The organism is Chryseobacterium sp. CS2K3 (assembly GCF_059515185.1).
Genome location: NZ_JCAKRW010000020.1, coordinates 1 through 18,932, shown reverse-complemented (window position 1 = coordinate 18,932; position 18,932 = coordinate 1). Strand labels below are relative to the sequence as shown.

The 18,932-nt window shown below is 37.0% G+C and carries 15 protein-coding genes; 10 read left to right on the top strand and 5 right to left on the bottom strand.

What is annotated here, in order from left to right; all coding sequences use genetic code 11:
• Positions 1-359: 359 nt before the first annotated feature.
• Positions 360-2,636 carry a catalase/peroxidase HPI gene (gene katG, locus AC5YGG_RS20660; RefSeq protein WP_496146323.1) on the bottom strand — a complete coding sequence of 759 codons (2,277 nt, stop codon included), beginning with the start codon at positions 2,634-2,636 and terminating at the stop codon, positions 360-362.
• Positions 2,637-3,121: 485 nt separating this feature from the next.
• On the opposite strand from katG, the gene AC5YGG_RS20655 reads away from it, so the two are divergent.
• Both AC5YGG_RS20655 and AC5YGG_RS20650 read left to right on the top strand, forming a co-directional pair.
• Positions 3,122-3,589 carry a heme-binding domain-containing protein gene (locus AC5YGG_RS20655; protein ID WP_496146322.1) on the top strand — a complete coding sequence of 156 codons (468 nt, stop codon included), beginning with the start codon at positions 3,122-3,124 and terminating at the stop codon, positions 3,587-3,589.
• 1 nt (position 3,590) lies between these two features.
• Positions 3,591-4,004 carry a thiol-disulfide oxidoreductase DCC family protein gene (locus tag AC5YGG_RS20650; protein ID WP_496146321.1) on the top strand — a complete coding sequence of 138 codons (414 nt, stop codon included), beginning with the start codon at positions 3,591-3,593 and terminating at the stop codon, positions 4,002-4,004.
• A 108-nt stretch (positions 4,005-4,112) separates the two neighbouring features.
• Here AC5YGG_RS20650 and AC5YGG_RS20645 read toward each other — a convergent pair whose 3' ends face one another.
• Positions 4,113-5,552: an alpha-amylase gene (locus AC5YGG_RS20645; RefSeq protein ID WP_496146320.1), complete on the bottom strand. Its 1,440-nt coding sequence runs from the start codon at positions 5,550-5,552 to the stop codon at positions 4,113-4,115.
• A gap of 187 nt (positions 5,553-5,739) precedes the next feature.
• Between AC5YGG_RS20645 and AC5YGG_RS20640 the strand changes: the two genes are divergently transcribed.
• Positions 5,740-6,411 carry a DUF4290 domain-containing protein gene (locus tag AC5YGG_RS20640; protein ID WP_496146319.1) on the top strand — a complete coding sequence of 224 codons (672 nt, stop codon included), beginning with the start codon at positions 5,740-5,742 and terminating at the stop codon, positions 6,409-6,411.
• Positions 6,411-7,718 carry a UDP-N-acetylglucosamine 1-carboxyvinyltransferase gene (gene murA / locus AC5YGG_RS20635; protein ID WP_496146318.1) on the top strand — a complete coding sequence of 436 codons (1,308 nt, stop codon included), beginning with the start codon at positions 6,411-6,413 and terminating at the stop codon, positions 7,716-7,718. The genes AC5YGG_RS20640 and murA overlap by 1 nt, the downstream gene beginning before the upstream one ends.
• A gap of 399 nt (positions 7,719-8,117) precedes the next feature.
• Here murA and AC5YGG_RS20630 read toward each other — a convergent pair whose 3' ends face one another.
• Together AC5YGG_RS20630 and AC5YGG_RS20625 are read right to left on the bottom strand one after the other, a co-directional pair.
• Positions 8,118-8,429 (bottom strand): NIL domain-containing protein, encoded by a 312-nt coding sequence (locus AC5YGG_RS20630; protein ID WP_065395027.1) that lies wholly within the window; start codon positions 8,427-8,429, stop codon positions 8,118-8,120.
• A 325-nt stretch (positions 8,430-8,754) separates the two neighbouring features.
• Positions 8,755-9,402 (bottom strand): YiiX/YebB-like N1pC/P60 family cysteine hydrolase, encoded by a 648-nt coding sequence (locus AC5YGG_RS20625; protein ID WP_496146317.1) that lies wholly within the window; start codon positions 9,400-9,402, stop codon positions 8,755-8,757.
• 116 nt (positions 9,403-9,518) lie between these two features.
• Between AC5YGG_RS20625 and AC5YGG_RS20620 the strand changes: the two genes are divergently transcribed.
• Positions 9,519-10,217, top strand: a complete 699-nt coding sequence (locus AC5YGG_RS20620; RefSeq protein WP_496146316.1) for a response regulator transcription factor — start codon at positions 9,519-9,521, stop codon at positions 10,215-10,217.
• Positions 10,218-10,227: 10 nt separating this feature from the next.
• A complete protein-coding gene (locus AC5YGG_RS20615) occupies positions 10,228-11,592 on the top strand; it encodes a HAMP domain-containing sensor histidine kinase (protein WP_496146315.1) in 1,365 nt (454 codons plus the stop codon).
• A 61-nt stretch (positions 11,593-11,653) separates the two neighbouring features.
• Here AC5YGG_RS20615 and AC5YGG_RS20610 read toward each other — a convergent pair whose 3' ends face one another.
• Positions 11,654-12,505: an EamA family transporter gene (locus AC5YGG_RS20610; RefSeq protein WP_496146314.1), complete on the bottom strand. Its 852-nt coding sequence runs from the start codon at positions 12,503-12,505 to the stop codon at positions 11,654-11,656.
• Between the two features lie 429 nt (positions 12,506-12,934).
• Between AC5YGG_RS20610 and AC5YGG_RS20605 the strand changes: the two genes are divergently transcribed.
• The 4 genes from AC5YGG_RS20605 to AC5YGG_RS20590 are packed head-to-tail and all read left to right on the top strand — an operon-like array spanning position 12,935 to position 18,906.
• A complete protein-coding gene (locus AC5YGG_RS20605; RefSeq protein ID WP_496146313.1) occupies positions 12,935-13,417 on the top strand; it encodes an MgtC/SapB family protein in 483 nt (160 codons plus the stop codon).
• A gap of 4 nt (positions 13,418-13,421) precedes the next feature.
• Positions 13,422-14,519, top strand: coding sequence for an efflux RND transporter periplasmic adaptor subunit (locus AC5YGG_RS20600; protein WP_496146312.1), 1,098 nt, complete (start codon positions 13,422-13,424; stop codon positions 14,517-14,519).
• A gap of 42 nt (positions 14,520-14,561) precedes the next feature.
• Complete coding sequence (locus AC5YGG_RS20595; protein ID WP_496146311.1) at positions 14,562-17,657, top strand: efflux RND transporter permease subunit; 3,096 nt, start codon at positions 14,562-14,564, stop codon at positions 17,655-17,657.
• A complete protein-coding gene (locus AC5YGG_RS20590) occupies positions 17,647-18,906 on the top strand; it encodes a TolC family protein (protein ID WP_496146310.1) in 1,260 nt (419 codons plus the stop codon). The genes AC5YGG_RS20595 and AC5YGG_RS20590 overlap by 11 nt, the downstream gene beginning before the upstream one ends.
• The last annotated feature ends 26 nt before the right edge of the window (positions 18,907-18,932 follow it).

The following is an 18,932-nucleotide window of genomic DNA, read 5'->3' as shown; positions in this document are numbered from 1 at the left end:
ATGATGATGGAATATACAATTTCATTCCCTGAACAATATCTCCCTCAAAACGTTCAGAAAAAGAGCAATTTTGATTATGATACTCTTTTAAATACTCAGGGTTTTCAAGCTGTATTTCATTACAGAGATCAGCAAGGGATTGCCTTGATTTGGTGTAATAAATTATCATTGAATTTGTGTTTTTTATGATTACAAGTATACTTAAAATTGTTTAAAAGTCACATAGGTATTTTCCCCATACTTTGAGTTAAATACCTTCATATTTTTTATCATGATATACTTGTCCTGACGATATTACTCATAAAAATAACGGGCTGCCTTTTTCAAGACAGCCCGTTTTATAATAAGATTAAAAAAGATTAAGCCAGATCGAATCTATCCAGATTCATCACTTTTGTCCATGCAGATACAAAGTCATTAATAAATTTCCTCTGCGCATCCGCACTTCCGTAAACTTCGGATACAGCTCTCAATTCAGAATTTGATCCGAATACAAGATCCGCACGGGTAGCCGTCCATTTTGGCTGACCTGTTTTACGATCTGTTCCTATGTAGAGTTCTTTATCGTCCGACATAGCTTTCCATTGTGTTCCCATATCCAAAAGATTCACAAAGAAATCATTGGTAAGTGTTCCCGGACGATTGGTAAATACGCCATGTTTTGAACCATCGAAATTAGTATCCAAAGCACGCATTCCTCCAACCAGAACAGTTAATTCCGGAGCAGTAAGTGTTAATAACTGAGCTTTATCAATTAATAAAGACTCTGTAGAAACAGTATATTTTGTTTTCAGGTAATTACGGAATCCATCTGCTGCAGGTTCTAAATATCCCATAGATTCTACATCCGTTTGTTCCTGAGAAGCATCCATTCTTCCTGGTGCAAAAGGAACTTTCACTTCATTTCCAGCATTTCTTGCAGCTGCTTCTACCCCTGCATTCCCTGCAAGAACAATTAAATCTGCTAATGATATTTTTTTGTTTCCGTTTTGAGAATTAAATTCCTGCTGAATTCCTTCCAGAACTCCCAATACTTTTTGTAATTGAGCAGGATTATTTACTGCCCAGTTTCTTTGCGGTTCTAATCTTACTCTTGAACCATTAGCCCCACCTCTTTTATCACTTCCTCTGAAAGTAGATGCAGAAGCCCATGCTGTTGAAACCAGTTCGGAAATGCTCAATCCTGAGTTCAGAACTTTAGATTTCAGTGCTTCAACATCGGTATCATTTACCAGTTCGTGATTTACTTCAGGGATGGGATCTTGCCAGATTAATTCTTCCTGTGGCACATCCGGTCCTAAGTAACGGGCACGAGGTCCCATATCTCTGTGTGTTAATTTAAACCAAGCACGCGAAAAGGCATCTGCAAACGCATCAGGATTTTCGTAGAAGTGTCTCGAAATTTTTTCGTAAACAGGATCTAATCTTAAAGAAAGGTCTGTTGTAAGCATTGTAGGTCTATGCTTTTTATTAGAATCAAATGCGTCAGGAATGATTTCAGCTCCATCCTTTGCTACCCATTGGTGAGCTCCGGCAGGACTTTTTGTCAATTCCCATTCATTTTCGAATAAGTTTTTAAAGAAATAATTACTCCATTGAGTAGGAGTTTCCGTCCATGTCACTTCCAAACCACTGGAAATAGCATCTCTTCCGCTTCCAGACTTATAGCTGCTCGCCCATCCTAATCCCTGTTGTTCAATTCCGGCTGCTTCCGGCTCTTTACCAACATGATCAGCGGGACCTGCTCCGTGAGTTTTTCCAAAAGTGTGCCCACCAGCGATCAATGCAACAGTTTCCTCATCATTCATCGCCATACGTCCAAAAGTATCTCTGATATCTTTGGCTGCTGCAATTGGATCTGGATTCCCATCCGGTCCTTCCGGGTTTACATAAATTAATCCCATCTGTACTGCAGCTAATGGATTTTCAAGGTTTCTGGAGTGAATATCTCCATCTGCATTGTCATCGGTAGGAAGAACTGCTGAATGTCCTTCAACAACTCCTTCTGAACCGTGGGCATAACGTATGTCACCTCCCAGCCATGTTTTCTCAGATCCCCAATATACATCTGCATCCGGTTCCCATACATCAGGACGTCCTCCTGCAAATCCAAAGGTCTTGAATCCCATCGATTCAAGGGCAATATTTCCTGTAAGAATTAAAAGGTCTGCCCAAGATATATTCCTACCGTATTTTTGTTTGATTGGCCATAATAATCTTCTTGCTTTATCAAGGCTTACATTGTCAGGCCAGCTATTTAATGGCGCAAAACGTTGTTGCCCTGCTCCGGCTCCACCTCTACCGTCACCTACACGATAAGTTCCGGCGCTGTGCCATGCCATACGGATAAATAAAGGTCCGTAATGCCCAAAGTCTGCAGGCCACCAGTCCTGAGAATCTGTCATTAAAGCATGAAGGTCTTTTTTCACTGCCTCCAGATCAAGGCTTTTAAATGCTTCTGCGTAGTCAAAGTCTTTATCCATAGGATTAGACAGCGAAGAGTGCTGGCGTAGAAGATCTACTCTTAGCTGATCTGGCCACCAATCTTTATTTTGAGTACCTTCACCTGCTACGCTCTTCTTCATAGTTCCGTTGTGAAAAGGGCATTTACTGATGTCATTCAAATCTTTTTCCATTGTCGTTTATTTATTTTTTATGTTGATTAATACATTTTAAGTAATTCCTTTGTTGATAAGGACATGACAAACTTACAACGTTCATTTAATAAATACAATCTATTAATAATTATTTCAATGATAGTTAAAAACTATAATAAAACAATTCCTACAGCATCTGAATTCAAGACACAATTGTGGTATTAAGTTAGGAATTTTTTAAATCCGTTTAGCAATTTCTACTCTATTTAGAATAACTCAATGTAACGAGAAGGTGATGGAAGCGGGAGACAGGAAAAAGGAAGTTTATTGCAGACGAAACATAACTTTAAGGGATCAATTTTCATGAATAAAAATAAAAAAACACTTCTATAAAAAAGTTTCTCGGGCTTTTAAAATTTCATGAAATATTTAAACTTTGCCTTCAGATACCTCCAGCTTCCCACTTTCTGCTTCCATCCAAAAAAAATAACTATCTTTAATTCACTAACATGAATCCTTGTACTATGAAAAAAATACTTATTGTAATTCTCGTAGCATTTATTATCATTCAGTTTTTTCCTATTGATAAAACGAATCCACGTCCTACTCCCGGCATGGACTTTCTGAAAATAAAAAATACGCCTGAAAAAGTAGCTAAGATCATCCGAACTTCATGTTATGACTGTCATTCCAACGAAACCCAATATCCTTGGTATGCTGATATTGCACCCAGTTCATGGTATGTGAAAAATCATATTAATGAAGGAAGGAAACAGCTTAATTTTTCTACATTTGCAGTATATGAGCCTCAAAGACAGATTCATAAGCTGGAGGAGTGCATGGAAATGGTAGAGAAAAAAGAAATGCCGCTAGAGTCTTACTATATCGGACATCAGGATGCAAAACTGACTGATGAACAGCGTGCGGATCTTATTAAATATTTCAAACAAGCCAAAGAAGACACAGAAAGAAGAATCATGTTTAATAAATAAAATGATGGAAAGCTGGGAAAATAAACATATTGTATTTTTTGACGGAGATTGCGGAGTATGCAATTTCTGGGTGCAATGGATTTTGGAAAGGGACAAAAAAGACAAATTCATGTTTGCTTCTCTTCAATCTGAATTCGGGCAGCAGTTTTTATCTGAAAGAGGATTGGAAACTCAGGTTTTCAACACACTATATCTTTGGAAACCGAGACAATATTATCTTATAAAATCGAAAGCAGTATTGCAAATTGCGAATATTTTGGGAGGTGTTTATAAACTTTCTGCTATTGGAAAAGTTCTGCCTTCCTTTTTGAGTGATAAAGCATATGATATAATTTCAAGAAACAGAATGAAACTTGCCAATCAAAAATGTTTTCTCCCGGATCAGCATCAGAAGAGAAAATTTATTCAGGTGTAATTTCCCACAGATTTCACAGATGCATCTGCTATAAAGAATCTGCGTTATCAGCAAAATCTGCGAGAGATAACACTTTATATTACTTTAACAATTCGCCACTCATTCATTTTATAAATTCAGCGACCATACAGAATAACTATTCGGCGGACACTGAATTTTTACTCGCTTATCTGCCTGTGTAGTCGGGTACCAAGTTGAATGACCTGTAAAATCTTTGATCTGCTGATTACTCCAATTGGTATCAATCCATCTTTCCTGCCAATTTGACGAAGTGTTGATATATACTACCAAACCTGGGTTACCATTGTATCCGTTACGTCTTGCGATGTATTCGTCATTATCTGTATATAAAATAGATGTTGTTCCCGTAGCTTTATTATTATGGATCCAGATTAAATTATTTAGTCTTTCCTTATTGAGCCATTCTTCATAATCCCTGTAAAAAATAGTTGGATACCCTTCATGAGTTAGAATATAAGCATATGCCGGCATTTTATTATAAATGATATCCGTATCATGGTTTGCCACGAATGTTACTGCTTTGTACGGATTTCTTTTCCACATCATATCATCATTCAGGACATTCAGGTTTCCGTTATCAAAGGCTTCATCCATTTTATAATAGGCTGCAAAATCAAATACAGAGCTGTTTGCATTATTTGCCCACCATTCTAAAGTATTTACATTGGAATCCCATAGTTCCCCAACAGAAAAACCTCCTACTTTCGAATTCCAGGTATTAACAACCCAAGGACCGAAACCTTTCACATAATCAAATCGCCAGCCATCGAATTTCATTACATTTTTATAGTATTTTGCTACTGAATCATCTCTTTCCCAAAGCCAGTCTTGTACATGAGGATTGGCATGACAAAGATCCGGGAAACCACCAAAGGCACCTTCGTCATTGTTTCCATAAGCATTTTTATAAAAATCGTTGTAATTTCTCTGAAATTTCCCGGAAGCTACTCCGGAGAAGTTAGTCCAGGTATTGGTTCCTGTAAAAGGATTGGCTTCAGATTGCCCGCCACTATTATGATTAATGACAATATCGGCATACACCTGCATGTTTTCCGTGTGAGCTTTTGTAATCAACGCTTCCAATTCTGTTCTGGATCCAAAACGGGTTTCTACGCTTCCGTTTTGATTAAAGTTTCCAAAATCATAATAATCTGTTGGATCATATCCCATGGAATACGCGCCATTTTGTGCTTTTGATGCTGGAGGAAGCCAGACTGCACCTATTCCTGCATTGGACCATGCTGTTAATTTATCTTTAACGGTATTCCACCAGTTACCTCCATCAGGAACATCCCAATAAAATCCCTGCATTAAAACACTTCCCCCGGGTCCGGCTACAAATTTCCCCTGTACTGATCCGGATCCGCTTCCTGTACTGAAAGGTTTTCCATCATGATGGGTAACATTTACAATTTTATCATGCACTTCTTCCTGTTGGGAAGTTTTTATCTCTGTTTCGTCTCTGTTCTGGCAAGCGCTGATCAGTGCTAACGCCAATAGGGAAAGAATAAAGTTTGTTTTTTTCATTGTAAAATTCAATTATCAACCTATTAACTAAGTTACCGTTTTATTGAAAACAAATTCAATATAACGAGAAATATTTTTATTTTAAATAATAATTCAATCAGAAACTCATCTAAATTTTTCATTAAAAAATCATAAATTTTTAAGTTTCTCGAAACAATTTTTCTTTTAATCCATATATTTGCATACTATGGAATACAACACCCAAAAAACTCAGCTTCATATGCCGGAATACGGCAGAATTATACAACAGTTGGTTGAGCGCTGCAAAGAACTTCCTACCAAAGAGGAAAGGAATGAAATGGCTATGGCAATCATCGATTTTATGGGTCAGAGAAACCCACAACTTCGCGACGAGGAAAATTATAAACATAAGCTTTGGGACCATCTTTTTATTCTTGCTAATTATGATCTGGATGTAGATTCTCCTTATCCGTTTCCGACTATGGAACAATTGGCAGAAAAGCCTAAAAGAATGGAATATCCAAAACTTCAAGGTGACTTTAAATTTTACGGAAAAAGTATTCTTCAATTAATAGAAAAAGCAATTGAGCTGGAAACGGGTGATGAAAAGGAAGCCCTTATCGAGGTAATTGCCAACAATATGAAGAAATCTTATAATGTTTACAATAAGGAACACGTGACTGACGATGTTATTTTCAGACATCTGAAAGAACTGTCTGAAAACAGGTTGGATCTTACAGGAATTGATTCTCTTGAAAAAAGTAAGATTTATTATACCAATAATAACAACCGAAATAATAATAACAATAACAACAACCGTAATAACGGTAATAATAACAATAATAAAAACCAACCTAACAAAAGAAGGCATAACAACAATCATAAAAACAGAAAATAATGAGTGGAACATTTCAAATAAGAGGAGGAAAAAGACTGCAGGGTGAAATAACTCCACAAGGAGCTAAGAATGAAGCTCTACAGATTTTGTGTGCAGTTTTGCTAACTGACGAGGAAGTGAGAATTAAAAATATCCCGGATATTCATGATGTAAACAGACTGATTGAGATTCTTGGAGATTTCGGAGTAAAGGTTACAAAAAACGGTCATGGAGATTATACTTTCAAAGCTGATAAGGTAAACTTCGACTATATAAAATCAAACGAATTCAAAAAAGACGGAGCAAAGTTACGTGGATCTATCATGCTGATGGGACCAATGTTGGCTCGTTATGGAGAGGCTTATATGCCAACTCCCGGAGGTGACAAGATCGGAAGAAGAAGATTGGACACCCACTTCCAGGGATTAGTAGAGCTTGGTGCTGAATTCCACTATGATGAAGAGGAATATTTTTATTCTTTAAAAGCTAAGGAACTTACAGGGAAATTTATCCTTTTAGAAGAAGCTTCTGTAACCGGCACTGCTAATATCGTAATGGCTGCTGCTTTAGCAAAAGGAAAAACAAGAATTTATAACGCTGCCTGCGAACCTTATCTTCAGCAATTATGTAAAATGCTGAATAGAATGGGAGCAAATATTTCAGGAATCGGATCTAACCTTCTTACAATTGAAGGGGTAGAATATTTAAGAGGTACTGAGCACACTATGCTTCCTGATATGGTAGAAATCGGATCTTGGATTGGTCTTGCAGCCATGACAAAATCTGAAATCACTATCAAAAATGTAAACTGGAATCAGTTGGGAGTAATTCCTAATACCTTTAGAAAACTAGGGATTCAGCTTGAGCAAAGTGGTGATGATATTTACATTCCAGCCCAGGAACACTATAAAATTCAAAAATTTATTGACGGATCTATCCTTACGATTTCTGATGCTCCATGGCCAGGTTTCACACCGGATTTATTGTCTATTATTTTAGTAGTAGCTACTCAGGCTAAAGGAAGTATTCTGGTTCACCAGAAAATGTTTGAATCCAGATTATTCTTTGTGGATAAATTAATTGATATGGGAGCTCAGATCATTTTATGTGATCCGCACAGAGCTACAGTAATCGGATTGAATCAGGAAGCGCCGTTAAGAGGAACTACAATGGTTTCACCGGATATCAGAGCTGGAAATGCCCTTCTTATTGCGGCTCTTTCTGCAGAAGGAAAATCTATTATCCATAACATCGAGCAAATCGACAGAGGATATGAAAACATCGATGGAAGACTTAAAGCATTAGGTGCTGATATCGAAAGAATCTAAACTTATTTTTATTACTATAGAGCGTTCAGAGCAATCTGGGCGCTTTTTTATTGTCATAATATAAGCTTCATCAAATCATTTTAATTGATGATCTCTTTGCCGTCTTAAAATATGAAATTTTGAAAATAGAACTTTGTGTTCAAAAAAGTAAGTAAGGTTCTTTTTATGACCACCCCGTCAAAAATTCTTTGAATTTTCGCCACTCCTCCAGAAGAGGGGAATTTTCTTACCACCAATTGGTAGTACTTATCAAGGACGAAAATTTATATAGATCTACATTTAAAAAATCATCGTAATCTGTGAGATATGAGGGAAAATAAAAAATTATTTAATGTAAAATAAAAAGCGTCCGGTAAAAGAACCGGACACTTTGAGTAATTAAAACTATATGAATCTCGCTTAAGAATATTTCCGGCAGAAGTACTCCACCGTTGTATTCAGAAGTTTATTTTTATTCAGATAGACTTCAAGTTTATGATAGTCTTCTGAATTTGCATTTATATACAACTGTACTGAACCAAAACTGTATCCGTTCACATATTCTACATTGGCTGATAACACTCTATGACAAATGCCCAATTGATTATGGATAGTATTCATTAAATGTTCAAATTTCATTTTACCATTTAATTCTATTTCCAATAACAATTCTTTTTTAGGCAGGTTCAGTTTATTTTGAAAAACCTGCAGGCTTGGGTTAGGTGTAATCATCGTTAAACATTTTTGGGTTAAATACTCTCAGATCATATTGCGCTCTGCATTTAAATCTGTCACAAAAATATAAAAAAATATTAGTCTACCAAATTAGTAGACTAATATTTTTTAAAATTTAACATATAAAAAAAGAAGCCTTTACAGCTTCTCTAATTATTCTACTCTACATTGGGAAAGGTATATGTGCTGGAATTCATCAAGTTATTGAGATTAAAATAATGTTTTTATCAATCTTGAAACCTTCTTATTTTAAGCTGTGCTATTTTCTAATCTACCAAATCGTAACTTTCTGTTTTCCATATTCTTCTTCCTTTGCCATTATTTAAAGGTTACCAACCCTTTCCAGTTTTTCTGATCCAGCCAAACCGTTTGGATTACAACCAGGCTCTCCTTCAGGCACTTTCAGGTTTTTCTTATTATAAAACTCTTCCCAGAATGTATTATTTTTTTTTGTTTTCGGATCTATGAATGTCATCGGTTCTAATTTAAAAATATGATCATCCCGAAATGCTCTTTCCACGAAATCTGAACAATAATATGAGCTTTCATCCAAGATATAATTGAAATTATAAGGTTTTCCTAACATAGAATTTGCCTTTTCTATAGCGTTAGGAATTGCTTTTCTGTATTCTGTTTTTAATCGGTAGACAACAATATTCTGCTGATCTTTTTTCTGATCACTAATAAATTTCTTCAGGTTTTGTTTTTGAGATCCGCCGTTGGGAGCAGCATGTAATACATAAGTTTTATTTCCATCTTTTTCTAAAATCCCAATATGATCAAATGAAGCAGCTTTCTGTTTTTGAGTAACATTATTAATAGCTCCTGAAAGTCCGGTTTCTTTTGCCGTTACAAAAAGTAAATCTCCGTTTTGAAGCTGGACCGAAGCCTGAGAAGATGTACATTGCACAAACAGTATCACTAAAAGTAATAAAAGCGCTGCATCAATTCCTTTTTTATTTACAATCATTTTGAATCCTCTATTCTAATTAATATTTCAGCTCAAAATTACAAAATAGAAATCATTACATTTGTAGTACGTATCGAGTAACTTTTCTTAGTAACCCAAACACATTATCCTTTCTTATGCCTCATATTTTACTTGTTGAAGATGATAAAAGACTTTCACGCCTTATTGGCAGAGGACTTTTGGAACAGGATATGGATGTAAGTTTTGCCTACGATGGTGAAAAGGCTACAGAATTTGCCTCTACTCAGGATTTTGACCTCATCATTACCGATATTATTGTTCCGCTGAAGAATGGATTGGATTTTTGTAAAGAAATAAAGAGCCTAAAACCACAAATCCCTATCATTATGCTTACCGCACTGGGAACTACAGATGATAAACTGGAAGGTTTTGATTCGGGAGCTGATGATTATCTTACGAAACCTTTTGAAATGCGTGAACTGATTGCAAGGGTTAAAGTTTTAATGAAAAGGTTTTCTCTACACGCGCCTACAGAACAATTGTTAAAATATGACAGCATTGAAATGGACCTCAAACTGAAATCTGTAAGCCGAGACGGAATTCCTATTAAGCTTACCCCCAAAGAGTTCAATCTGATGAAATACATGCTTGAAAACCCAGAAAGGGTACTTTCCCGCTCAGAAATTGCTGAAAATGTATGGGAAACTCATTTTGATACGGGAACAAATTTTATAGATGTATACATCAATTATATCAGAAAAAAAATTGATAAAGATTTTGAAAATAAACTGATTCATACAAAAGCCGGAATGGGTTTTATTTTAAAAAAAGGATACGAGGAACATCAGCAATAATATGTAACATATGAAAGTCAGAACCCGTCTTACTTTACTTTTCACCTTTGTCACGGCAATGCTGATGGTATTTTATGGTATTGCGGTCTATTATTCTTCCAGCGAGGCAAGGGAAATTTCATTCTACGCTCAGCTGAGAAATGAAGCGGTGGCAAAGGCAAATCTTTTTTTCCAAAGTACATTGAGTGAAAAGGAAATGCATCGTGTTTACAAGAACAATACAAAGACCATCAATGAGGTTCAGGTTGCTATTTATGATCCGGAATTTAACCTGATTTATCATGATGATTCAAAAGTTGATTACGTTAAGGAAGATCCTAAAATGCTTTCCAATATTCAAAAAAAGAAGGAAATCAGTTTCTTTATTGATGACCTTCAGGCTGTAGGAACTATTTATTCTCACAACGGGAAAGAGTATCTGGTAACAGCAGCGGGATATGACCAATATGGATATAAATCTATCAATCATTTATTAACGATCAGTATCATTGCTTTTATCAGCATTTTGATCCTGATTTATCTGGCAGGAATATTTCTTTCTAAAAAAGCATTGAATCCACTCAGTGAAATGGTGAGTCAGATAAAAAAGATCACCGCCGGAAAATTACAATTACGCCTGAAAACAACCGGTGAAAAAGATGAGCTTAATGAGCTTGCACAAAACTTCAACGGGATGCTGGAGAGGCTGGAAAATTCCTTTGATGCTCAAAAACATTTTGTTTCGAATATTTCACACGAGATTCGTACTCCATTATCTGCAATTATTACAGAATTGGAGCTTTCTGCAGAAAAAGAACAAACCAAAGAAGAATATCAGCAAACAATTCAATATGCATTGGATGATGCCCGAAATATGGTCAAATTATCCAACAGTCTAATGGATCTTGCCAAAGCCAGCTATGATCCTAATGAAATCAGTTTTTCTGAAATACGCCTGGATGAAATTCTCCTGGAATCTTATTCAAAAATAATAAAGGAAAATTCAGCGTATAAAGTTTCGTTAAATATTAATAGCAATATTGAGGAACCTCAACTGCTTCTACAGGGAAATGAATATCTCTTACAAGTCGCTTTTAACAACCTCATCGATAATGCCTGTAAGTATTCTCCAATACACACTTGCTCTATAGAAGTGGAAGCAGACAAAAAAACAGTTTCAATTCAATTTATCAATACAGGAATTACTATTTCCCCGAAAGATTTAAAACATATTTTCGAGCCTTTTTACAGAAGTGAAGATTCCAAAAAAGAAAAAGGATACGGCATAGGGCTTTTCCTGACGGAAAAAATTATTCATCTTCATCACGCCGGGATCAAAGTAGAATCTGAGGATAATAAAACTGTTTTTACTGTAGTATTTGATGTAGAGTTTTGATTTATCCTTGTCAAGGTTATAACCCTTGACAAGGATAAACGGATCAAAGTATCAATACGCTTTAACTATGGGAAGCCGCTTTTTTATTGAAAACGGTAGTTCCTATACTTGCTGCAATAACACAACTAATAGAAATCCATTGTAAGAAAGACAGTTCTTCAGCAAGGAAAATTAATCCTGAAAGTGCAGCAAAAGCAGGTTCCAGACTCATCAAAATACTAAAGGTTTTTGCAGGAAGCCTTTTCAACGCCATAATTTCCAATGAAAATGGCAAAGCACTAGATAAAATAGCGACGCCTAATCCTTTTACAAAAATATTGGGTGTAATATTGAAAACAGCACCATCCCATATAGTAAAAGGAATAATTAAAAGACTGGCAAATAACATTCCGGTAGTGACAGCATCTTTTCCATCCATTATTTTTGAGACTTTACCGCCCATCACAATATAAATTGCCCAGAAAATCCCTGCCAGAAAAGCCAACCCTAATCCTACCAAATCTATATGATCACTCTTCCAAGGAACAATAAGCAATATTCCTACACAGGCTAATAACGCCCATACAACATCCAGTACTTTACGGGACAAAGCTAACGCAAGAAATAAGGGACCAGCAAATTCTACCGTTACCGCAAGCCCCAACGGAATTCTTTGAATAGCCATATAAAAAATAAGGTTCATTGCAGCAAGCCCCATTCCGTACATTGCACAGTATTTCCATTTTTGTGGGGTAAACTGCATAAACTTTGGACGATTGATAATCGTAAGCAGAATAGCAGAAAGTACAATTCTTAAAGTAACAGTCCCGATGGCTCCTATTGCAGGGAAAAGCTGTTTTGCAATAGAGGCTCCACCCTGCACACAGATAATAGCTAAAAGTGTAGCAGGAATCGCGATGTTTGAATTTTTCATTTCTAAAATTTACAATTTATAAAGACTACTTTGGTATGAAACCCGGGATGAAAATCAAATTTATTCTACTGATCATTAATTATCTACAACTACAAAGTTTGATTATCGCCAAAAGTATTGAAATTTTAATTAAAAAAATGGTTACAGTTGGGAACTTTAATTCTGAATCTGTAACCATTATTAAACTTTTACATAGTATGGGTTATATACTATTTCCTGGAAAAAATACTGTCTCCTTTTCTCTAATTGAATTCTAATAGCATTCTAAAGCTTCTCTAACGGCTAAAAAAATCGCCGATCTCTACTTTTGCACTGTAAAAAATAAAGCAATATGGACGCAGATCCTTACAGTAGTTATCAATCTTAAAAGCTTTAGTTGTACTCACTTTTCCCGTACAGCTTACGGGCTTTATAAAAACAGGAAAAGTTATGAATACACTTGAATTTACACTTCGTTTATTGACTGCCTTCTGTCTGGGCGCCGGTATAGGGTTCGAGAGACAGTGGCGCAAAAAAAATGCTGGTCTTCGCACCAATACCCTAGTTTGTATAGGCTCCGCAGCCTTTGTACTTATTGCCATCAGAATTGGTGGTGATGCAGCCGGAAGAATTACCTCTTATATCGTCAGCGGAATTGGTTTTCTCGGTGGTGGCGTTATCATGAAAGACGGGCTTACCGTAAGAGGATTAAATACAGCAGCTACCTTATGGTGTTCCGCAGCTATAGGAGCATTATGTGCTCTGGGATATCCAAAAGAAGCACTCATTACAGTCTTTTTTATTGTTTCTACCAATATATTTCTACGCCCTACTTTGTCTACTCAAAAGCAGGCAAGAAGTAAAAAACTGGTCATTAACAAGAAAAAGAACACTACAAAACCAACAATCAGCAACAGCACTCAATTTTATTAAGATCATGAAGAGAATAATCTTAAGCATTATCATACTTTTTGCAGCTTCATGCAAAGAGAATGTACCTCAGCAGGCTCCGGAACAGGAAATTACCGTTAAAAACAATCAGGTTACCATCCCGGAGAACAGCCCGGTTTTAAAGAAAATTAAAACTTTAATTGTCAGCGATCAGGAATATAATCATGACATTACTTCTGTAGGAACCATAGAAGCCATCCCGAACAATTATGCAGAGATAGCCAGTCCTTTTTCAGGAAGAGTAACCAGAGCTTTTGTTAATATCGGTCAAAAGGTAAATGCCGGAAGTCCTTTATTTGAGGTTCTATCATCAGGTTATCTGGATGTGCAGAAAGAATATTCCGATGCATTGAATGAAGCTGGCTTGGCAGAAAAAAGATATAAACGCCAGCAGGATCTTGTAAAACATGGCGTAGGTATACAAAAAGAGCTGGAAGAAGCTGAAACAGAATTTAAAAACAAAAAAATTTCATTATCCAATGCTTCTACAGCCTTAAAGATTTACAATAGCCAGAGTAAAGGTTCCGGAGGATTGATTGTAAGAGCCCCAATCGCCGGAGAAGTTATTTCCAATAAAATTGTTACCGGACAATATCTCCGTGAAGATGCGGAACCTGTAATGATTGTTGCTGAACTTTCAAAGGTTTGGATCTCTGGAGAAGTCAAAGAAAAAGATCTTCGTTTTATCAAAAATGGGGATCAGGTATCCGTGAAAGTCAATACCTATCCTGACAGAGCCATTACCGGAAAAGTATACCATATTAACGACTGGGTAGATGAAGCCACCCGAAGCATCAAAGTTTTAATAGAATGTAATAATCCCGACAGAACATTAAAACCCGGCATGTTTGCTACCATCATTTACTCTACCGATTCTGAAAACACAATTATCATCCCTACCTCCGCCCTAATGCAAAAAGACGATAATCAATATGTATGGATCAAAACAGGAAAAAATCAATTCATGAAGCGTAATGTGATGACTGCAGAAGCTTCAGAGAAAACCGTAAAGATCACATCAGGGCTGAAATCCGGAGACGAGATCATGACAACCGGAGGAATATATCTTCTGGATGTAAAATAAATGTTGAATGAGGAAGCTGAAGTTTCCCATTAAAGTTAGAATATGAAAAAGTTATTAACAGTTTCCATACAGAAAAAGTGGCTTATACTGGCTCTTTTTATATTATTAGGATTTTTTGGATATTATTCATGGACGAAGCTTTCCGTTGAAGCTTATCCCGATATTGCAGATACCACTTCACAGGTTGTCACCCAGGTACAGGGGCTGGCTGCTGAAGAAGTAGAACAACAGATCACCATTCCTCTGGAAAGAGCGCTTAATGGAATTCCCGGGATGCATGTTATGCGAAGTAAAAGTACATTTGGACTTTCCATGATTACTATAGTTTTTGATGATGGCATTGATGATTATTGGGCAAGACAACGCATTCAGGAAAGACTGGCTGAAGTTTCTCTACCCTATGGAGCACAGCCGGGACTGGATCCTTTAACGTCGCCTGTAGGAGAAATTTACCGTTATGTAATAGAGAGTGATCATCACAGCTTAAGAGAACTTACAGATCTCCAGAACTTCATTATCATCCCAAGAATAAAACAAGTTTCAGGTATTGCCGATGTGACAAATTTCGGGGGAATCACAACTCAGTTTCAGATTGAGCTTGATCCCAACAAATTGGAGCAATATGGTCTTTCTTTAGCAGAAATTATTGAAACCATCAGTAAAAACAATGCCAGCGCAGGAGGAAGTATGCTGCCCCGTGGAGATCTGGCATATGTCGTTCGTGGAATCGGCTTGATTAAAAACCTTGATGACCTTGGAAAAACCGTCGTAAAAACAGAAAAAGGAGTTCCCGTTTTTTTAAATGATATCGGAACATTGAAATACGGAAATCTTGAGCGTAAAGGAATCCTTGGATTTACTGACCGCAACAGAAACTACAATGAAAGTGTAGGCGGAATTGTATTATTATTAAAAGGACAAAATCCTTCACAGGTATTGATTGGTGTGCACGAAGCAGTAGATGAACTCAACAAAAATATTCTTCCGGCTGGTGTAAAAATCCACACATATCTGGACAGAACTGATCTTGTAAAAACTACTCTTAATACAGTTTCTCATACATTGACGGAAGGAATCGTACTGGTGATCATTATACTGATCGTATTTCTTGGAAGCTGGCGTGGCGCTCTTCTTACTGCGATCACCATTCCGTTTTCACTTCTTATTGCTTTTATTCTTATGCATTTCACCAATATTCCGGCAAACCTTCTGTCATTGGGAGCTATAGATTTCGGAATTATTGTAGACGGCTCCATTGTAATGCTGGAAGCTATTTTAAGACAGAGAGAAGAGCATCCTGATAAAGAACTGGAAGAAAAAACAATCATTCAAAAAGCTACGGAAATTGCGAAACCCATATTCTTTTCCGGGATTATCATCATTACGGCTTATCTGCCTTTGTTCGCATTTGAAAGAGTGGAAAAAAAACTATTTACCCCCATGGCATTTACAGTAGGATACGCATTATTAGGAGCTTTGGCAGTAGCTTTACTTCTAATTCCCGGGCTGGCTTATATGATTTACAGAAAGCCAAGAAAACTTTATCACAACCGATGGCTCGAGAAAGTAAGCAATGCTTATGGAAAAGGGATCGACAAAATTATGTCTGCACCAAAAAAGATTTTCATTCCAGCCGGAATCGTATTACTTGGAGCCGGAATTCTTTCATACAGCGTGGGTAAAGACTTCTTACCGGAACTTGATGAGGGGTCCATCTGGCTGCAGGTACAGCTTCCACCAGGAATTTCCCTGAAAAAAGCACAGGAAATGAGCGATTCTCTTCGTCTTAAAACAATGAAGCATTCTGAAGTCACTTACATCATGGTACAGGCAGGGCGTAATGATGATGGTACCGATCCATGGACAGCTTCTCATTTTGAAGTATCAGTAGGGATAAAACCTTACAAAGAATGGAAATCCGGAAAGACAAAAGCCGATTTAATTAAGGAACTGGCAGAAGATTATAAGGAAATGCCTGGCTTTACAGTAGGTTTTTCCCAACCGATGATTGATGGAGTAATGGATAAAATATCCGGTGCTCACAGTGAGTTGGTAGTAAAAATCTATGGTGATGATTTTGCAGGAACAAGACAGGTAGCGGAAAATGTTCTTTCGCTTTTAAAAACGGTTCCCGGTTCCGCAGACCTTGCTATTGATCAGGAACCTCCACTTCCTCAATTACAGATCATCGCTGACAGAAATAAAATTGCACAATACGGATTGAATGTTTCCGATGTTACCGATCTTATTGAAACCGCTCTCGGTGGAAAAGCTGTCTCACAGATCTTTATTGGGAACAAAGTGTATGATATTTCCTGCCGTTATGCAGAAAACAGCCGTAATACCCCTGAAAAAATAGGAAATCTGATGCTTGCCTCTTCATCAGGAGCAAAAATTCCTCTTTCCCAAATTGCCACGGTAAAATTAAGTACAGGAGAAAGTACCATCACCAGAGAAATGAATAAGAGACACCTTACCGTAAAACTTAATCTGAGAGGTCGTGATCTTACATCATTCCTCAATGATGCACAAAAAAGCATTGAAAAAAATATCCGTTATGATCATGAAAAATACCAGATCAAATGGGGCGGGCAGTTTGAAAATAAAAACAGGGCATATTCAAGGCTTGCGGTTATAGTTCCTTTAGCATTGGCTGTGATGTTCCTGTTACTTTATGGTGCCTTTGGAACTTTCAGACAGGCATTGATTTTAATGAGCATTATTCCGCTTGCTTTATTTGGAGGAATGCTGGCACTCAATATCAGAGGAATGTCGTTGAATGTTTCTTCTGCCGTAGGTTTCATTGCCTTATTTGGTGTTGCCATTCAGAACGGAGTCATTATGGTTTCCCATATCAACACGCTCAGGAAAGGAGGTATTCCATTGAAAGCATCGGTTATTCAGGGAGCAAAAGACCGTTTCAGACCTGTATTAATGACGGCATCCGTAGCCATCATAGGATTACTGCCTGCATCTCTTGCTACAGGCATTGGATCAGACGTCCAAAGACCTTTGGCTACCGTAATAGTGTACGGATTGATGTTTTCCACATTCCTTACCCTCTTTGTACTTCCTGCCATTTATTATTTAGCTGAATATCGTTTTGAAAACCAAAATGCAACATCCCATGAAATCTAAATTTTTAATCATATTATTTTGTACTGTAACAGGTATTTTTATCAAAGCACAATCTGAAAATGAACCTATCTACTTCAACGAATATCTAAAATTTGTAAAGGATAAAAACCTCGGACTGGCTGCACAAAAATACAATGTAAATATCGCTGAAGCTTCCATTCTTACTGCCGGAATTTTCCCTGATCCTCAAATAGAAATGGAAACCTCAAACAACGGGGTTTCCAGGGACATGGGATATACTATGGGCGGAGCTGTCAGCTGGACCCTTGAACTGGGTGGAAAAAGAAAAGCAAGAATAGAAACAGCAAAAAATGAAGCAGAATATTCAAAATTACAGCTACAGGATTATGTAAGAAATCTGCTCGCCGATGCTACTTTGGGTTATATTGAAGCCTTAAAATCAAAAGCCTTACTGAATGTGCAGAAAGAATCTTATCAAAGTATGCTTAAACTCGCAAAATCAGATAGCATAAGGTACAAATTGGGAGATATTTCCAAAGTAACTTCCCAACAAAGCAGACTGGAAGCCTCGTCTTTGCTCAATGAAGTTTATCAGCTTGAAGGTGCACAACAACAGTCTATCACAGCTTTGTCTGACTTTATCGGCAGCGACAGCACTGAAAAAGAAGTCACAGGTAATCTGAACGCCTTCAACAGAAACTATATGTTGAACGACCTTATCACCAATGCCTTCAATAAAAGAGCAGATCTTTTAGCTTCAAAACAGAATATCAATACCGCCGCAAGCCGAATTAAACTTGAAAAAGCCAATCGGGTCATAGATTTAGGACTAAGTGCCGGAGCCGGACACAATACCGTTGCCAATAATGAAATAGCCCCTTCACCTGCTGTAAACACCGTAAAATTAGGAATCAGTGTTCCTTTAAAATTCTCCAATCGCAGAAATGCAGATTTAAAAATTGCAGAAATGAGCTATTCTCAGGCTGAAACAGAATACAAACAGATTGAAAACAGCATCCGTATGGAAATTACCCAGGCTTATCAGCATTATATTGCTGCACAAAAACAGCTGCAACAGTTTGATAATGGGATGTTAACAGAAGCTGAAAGTATTCTGAAAGGAATTACTTACAGTTATCAACGTGGAGAAAGCTCTATTTTAGAAGTTCTCAATGCGCAAAGAACATACAATGAACTGCGTCAGAATTATTTCCAGCTCCTTGCCGAAAATGCTGCTGCTTTAATAGATCTGGAGCGGAAAGCCGGAATCTGGGATATTGATTTTTAAAAGAAAGGAAGGCGGAAGCTGGAAAA

Excerpts from the sequence above, each read along its gene's own strand:
- AC5YGG_RS20645 (WP_496146320.1), bottom strand. The coding sequence starts at position 5,552 with ATGAAAAAAACAAACTTTATTCTTTCCCTATTGGCGTTAGCACTGATC.
- AC5YGG_RS20610 (WP_496146314.1), bottom strand. The coding sequence starts at position 12,505 with ATGAAAAATTCAAACATCGCGATTCCTGCTACACTTTTAGCTATTATC.
- AC5YGG_RS20605 (WP_496146313.1), top strand. The coding sequence starts at position 12,935 with ATGAATACACTTGAATTTACACTTCGTTTATTGACTGCCTTCTGTCTG.
- AC5YGG_RS20600 (WP_496146312.1), top strand. The coding sequence starts at position 13,422 with ATGAAGAGAATAATCTTAAGCATTATCATACTTTTTGCAGCTTCATGC.
- murA (WP_496146318.1), top strand. The coding sequence starts at position 6,411 with ATGAGTGGAACATTTCAAATAAGAGGAGGAAAAAGACTGCAGGGTGAA.
- AC5YGG_RS20655 (WP_496146322.1), top strand. The coding sequence starts at position 3,122 with ATGAAAAAAATACTTATTGTAATTCTCGTAGCATTTATTATCATTCAG.
- AC5YGG_RS20595 (WP_496146311.1), top strand. The coding sequence starts at position 14,562 with ATGAAAAAGTTATTAACAGTTTCCATACAGAAAAAGTGGCTTATACTG.
- katG (WP_496146323.1), bottom strand. The coding sequence starts at position 2,636 with ATGGAAAAAGATTTGAATGACATCAGTAAATGCCCTTTTCACAACGGA.
- AC5YGG_RS20620 (WP_496146316.1), top strand. The coding sequence starts at position 9,519 with ATGCCTCATATTTTACTTGTTGAAGATGATAAAAGACTTTCACGCCTT.
- AC5YGG_RS20640 (WP_496146319.1), top strand. The coding sequence starts at position 5,740 with ATGGAATACAACACCCAAAAAACTCAGCTTCATATGCCGGAATACGGC.
- AC5YGG_RS20630 (WP_065395027.1), bottom strand. The coding sequence starts at position 8,429 with ATGATTACACCTAACCCAAGCCTGCAGGTTTTTCAAAATAAACTGAAC.
- AC5YGG_RS20650 (WP_496146321.1), top strand. The coding sequence starts at position 3,591 with ATGATGGAAAGCTGGGAAAATAAACATATTGTATTTTTTGACGGAGAT.
- AC5YGG_RS20625 (WP_496146317.1), bottom strand. The coding sequence starts at position 9,402 with ATGATTGTAAATAAAAAAGGAATTGATGCAGCGCTTTTATTACTTTTA.
- AC5YGG_RS20590 (WP_496146310.1), top strand. The coding sequence starts at position 17,647 with ATGAAATCTAAATTTTTAATCATATTATTTTGTACTGTAACAGGTATT.
- AC5YGG_RS20615 (WP_496146315.1), top strand. The coding sequence starts at position 10,228 with ATGAAAGTCAGAACCCGTCTTACTTTACTTTTCACCTTTGTCACGGCA.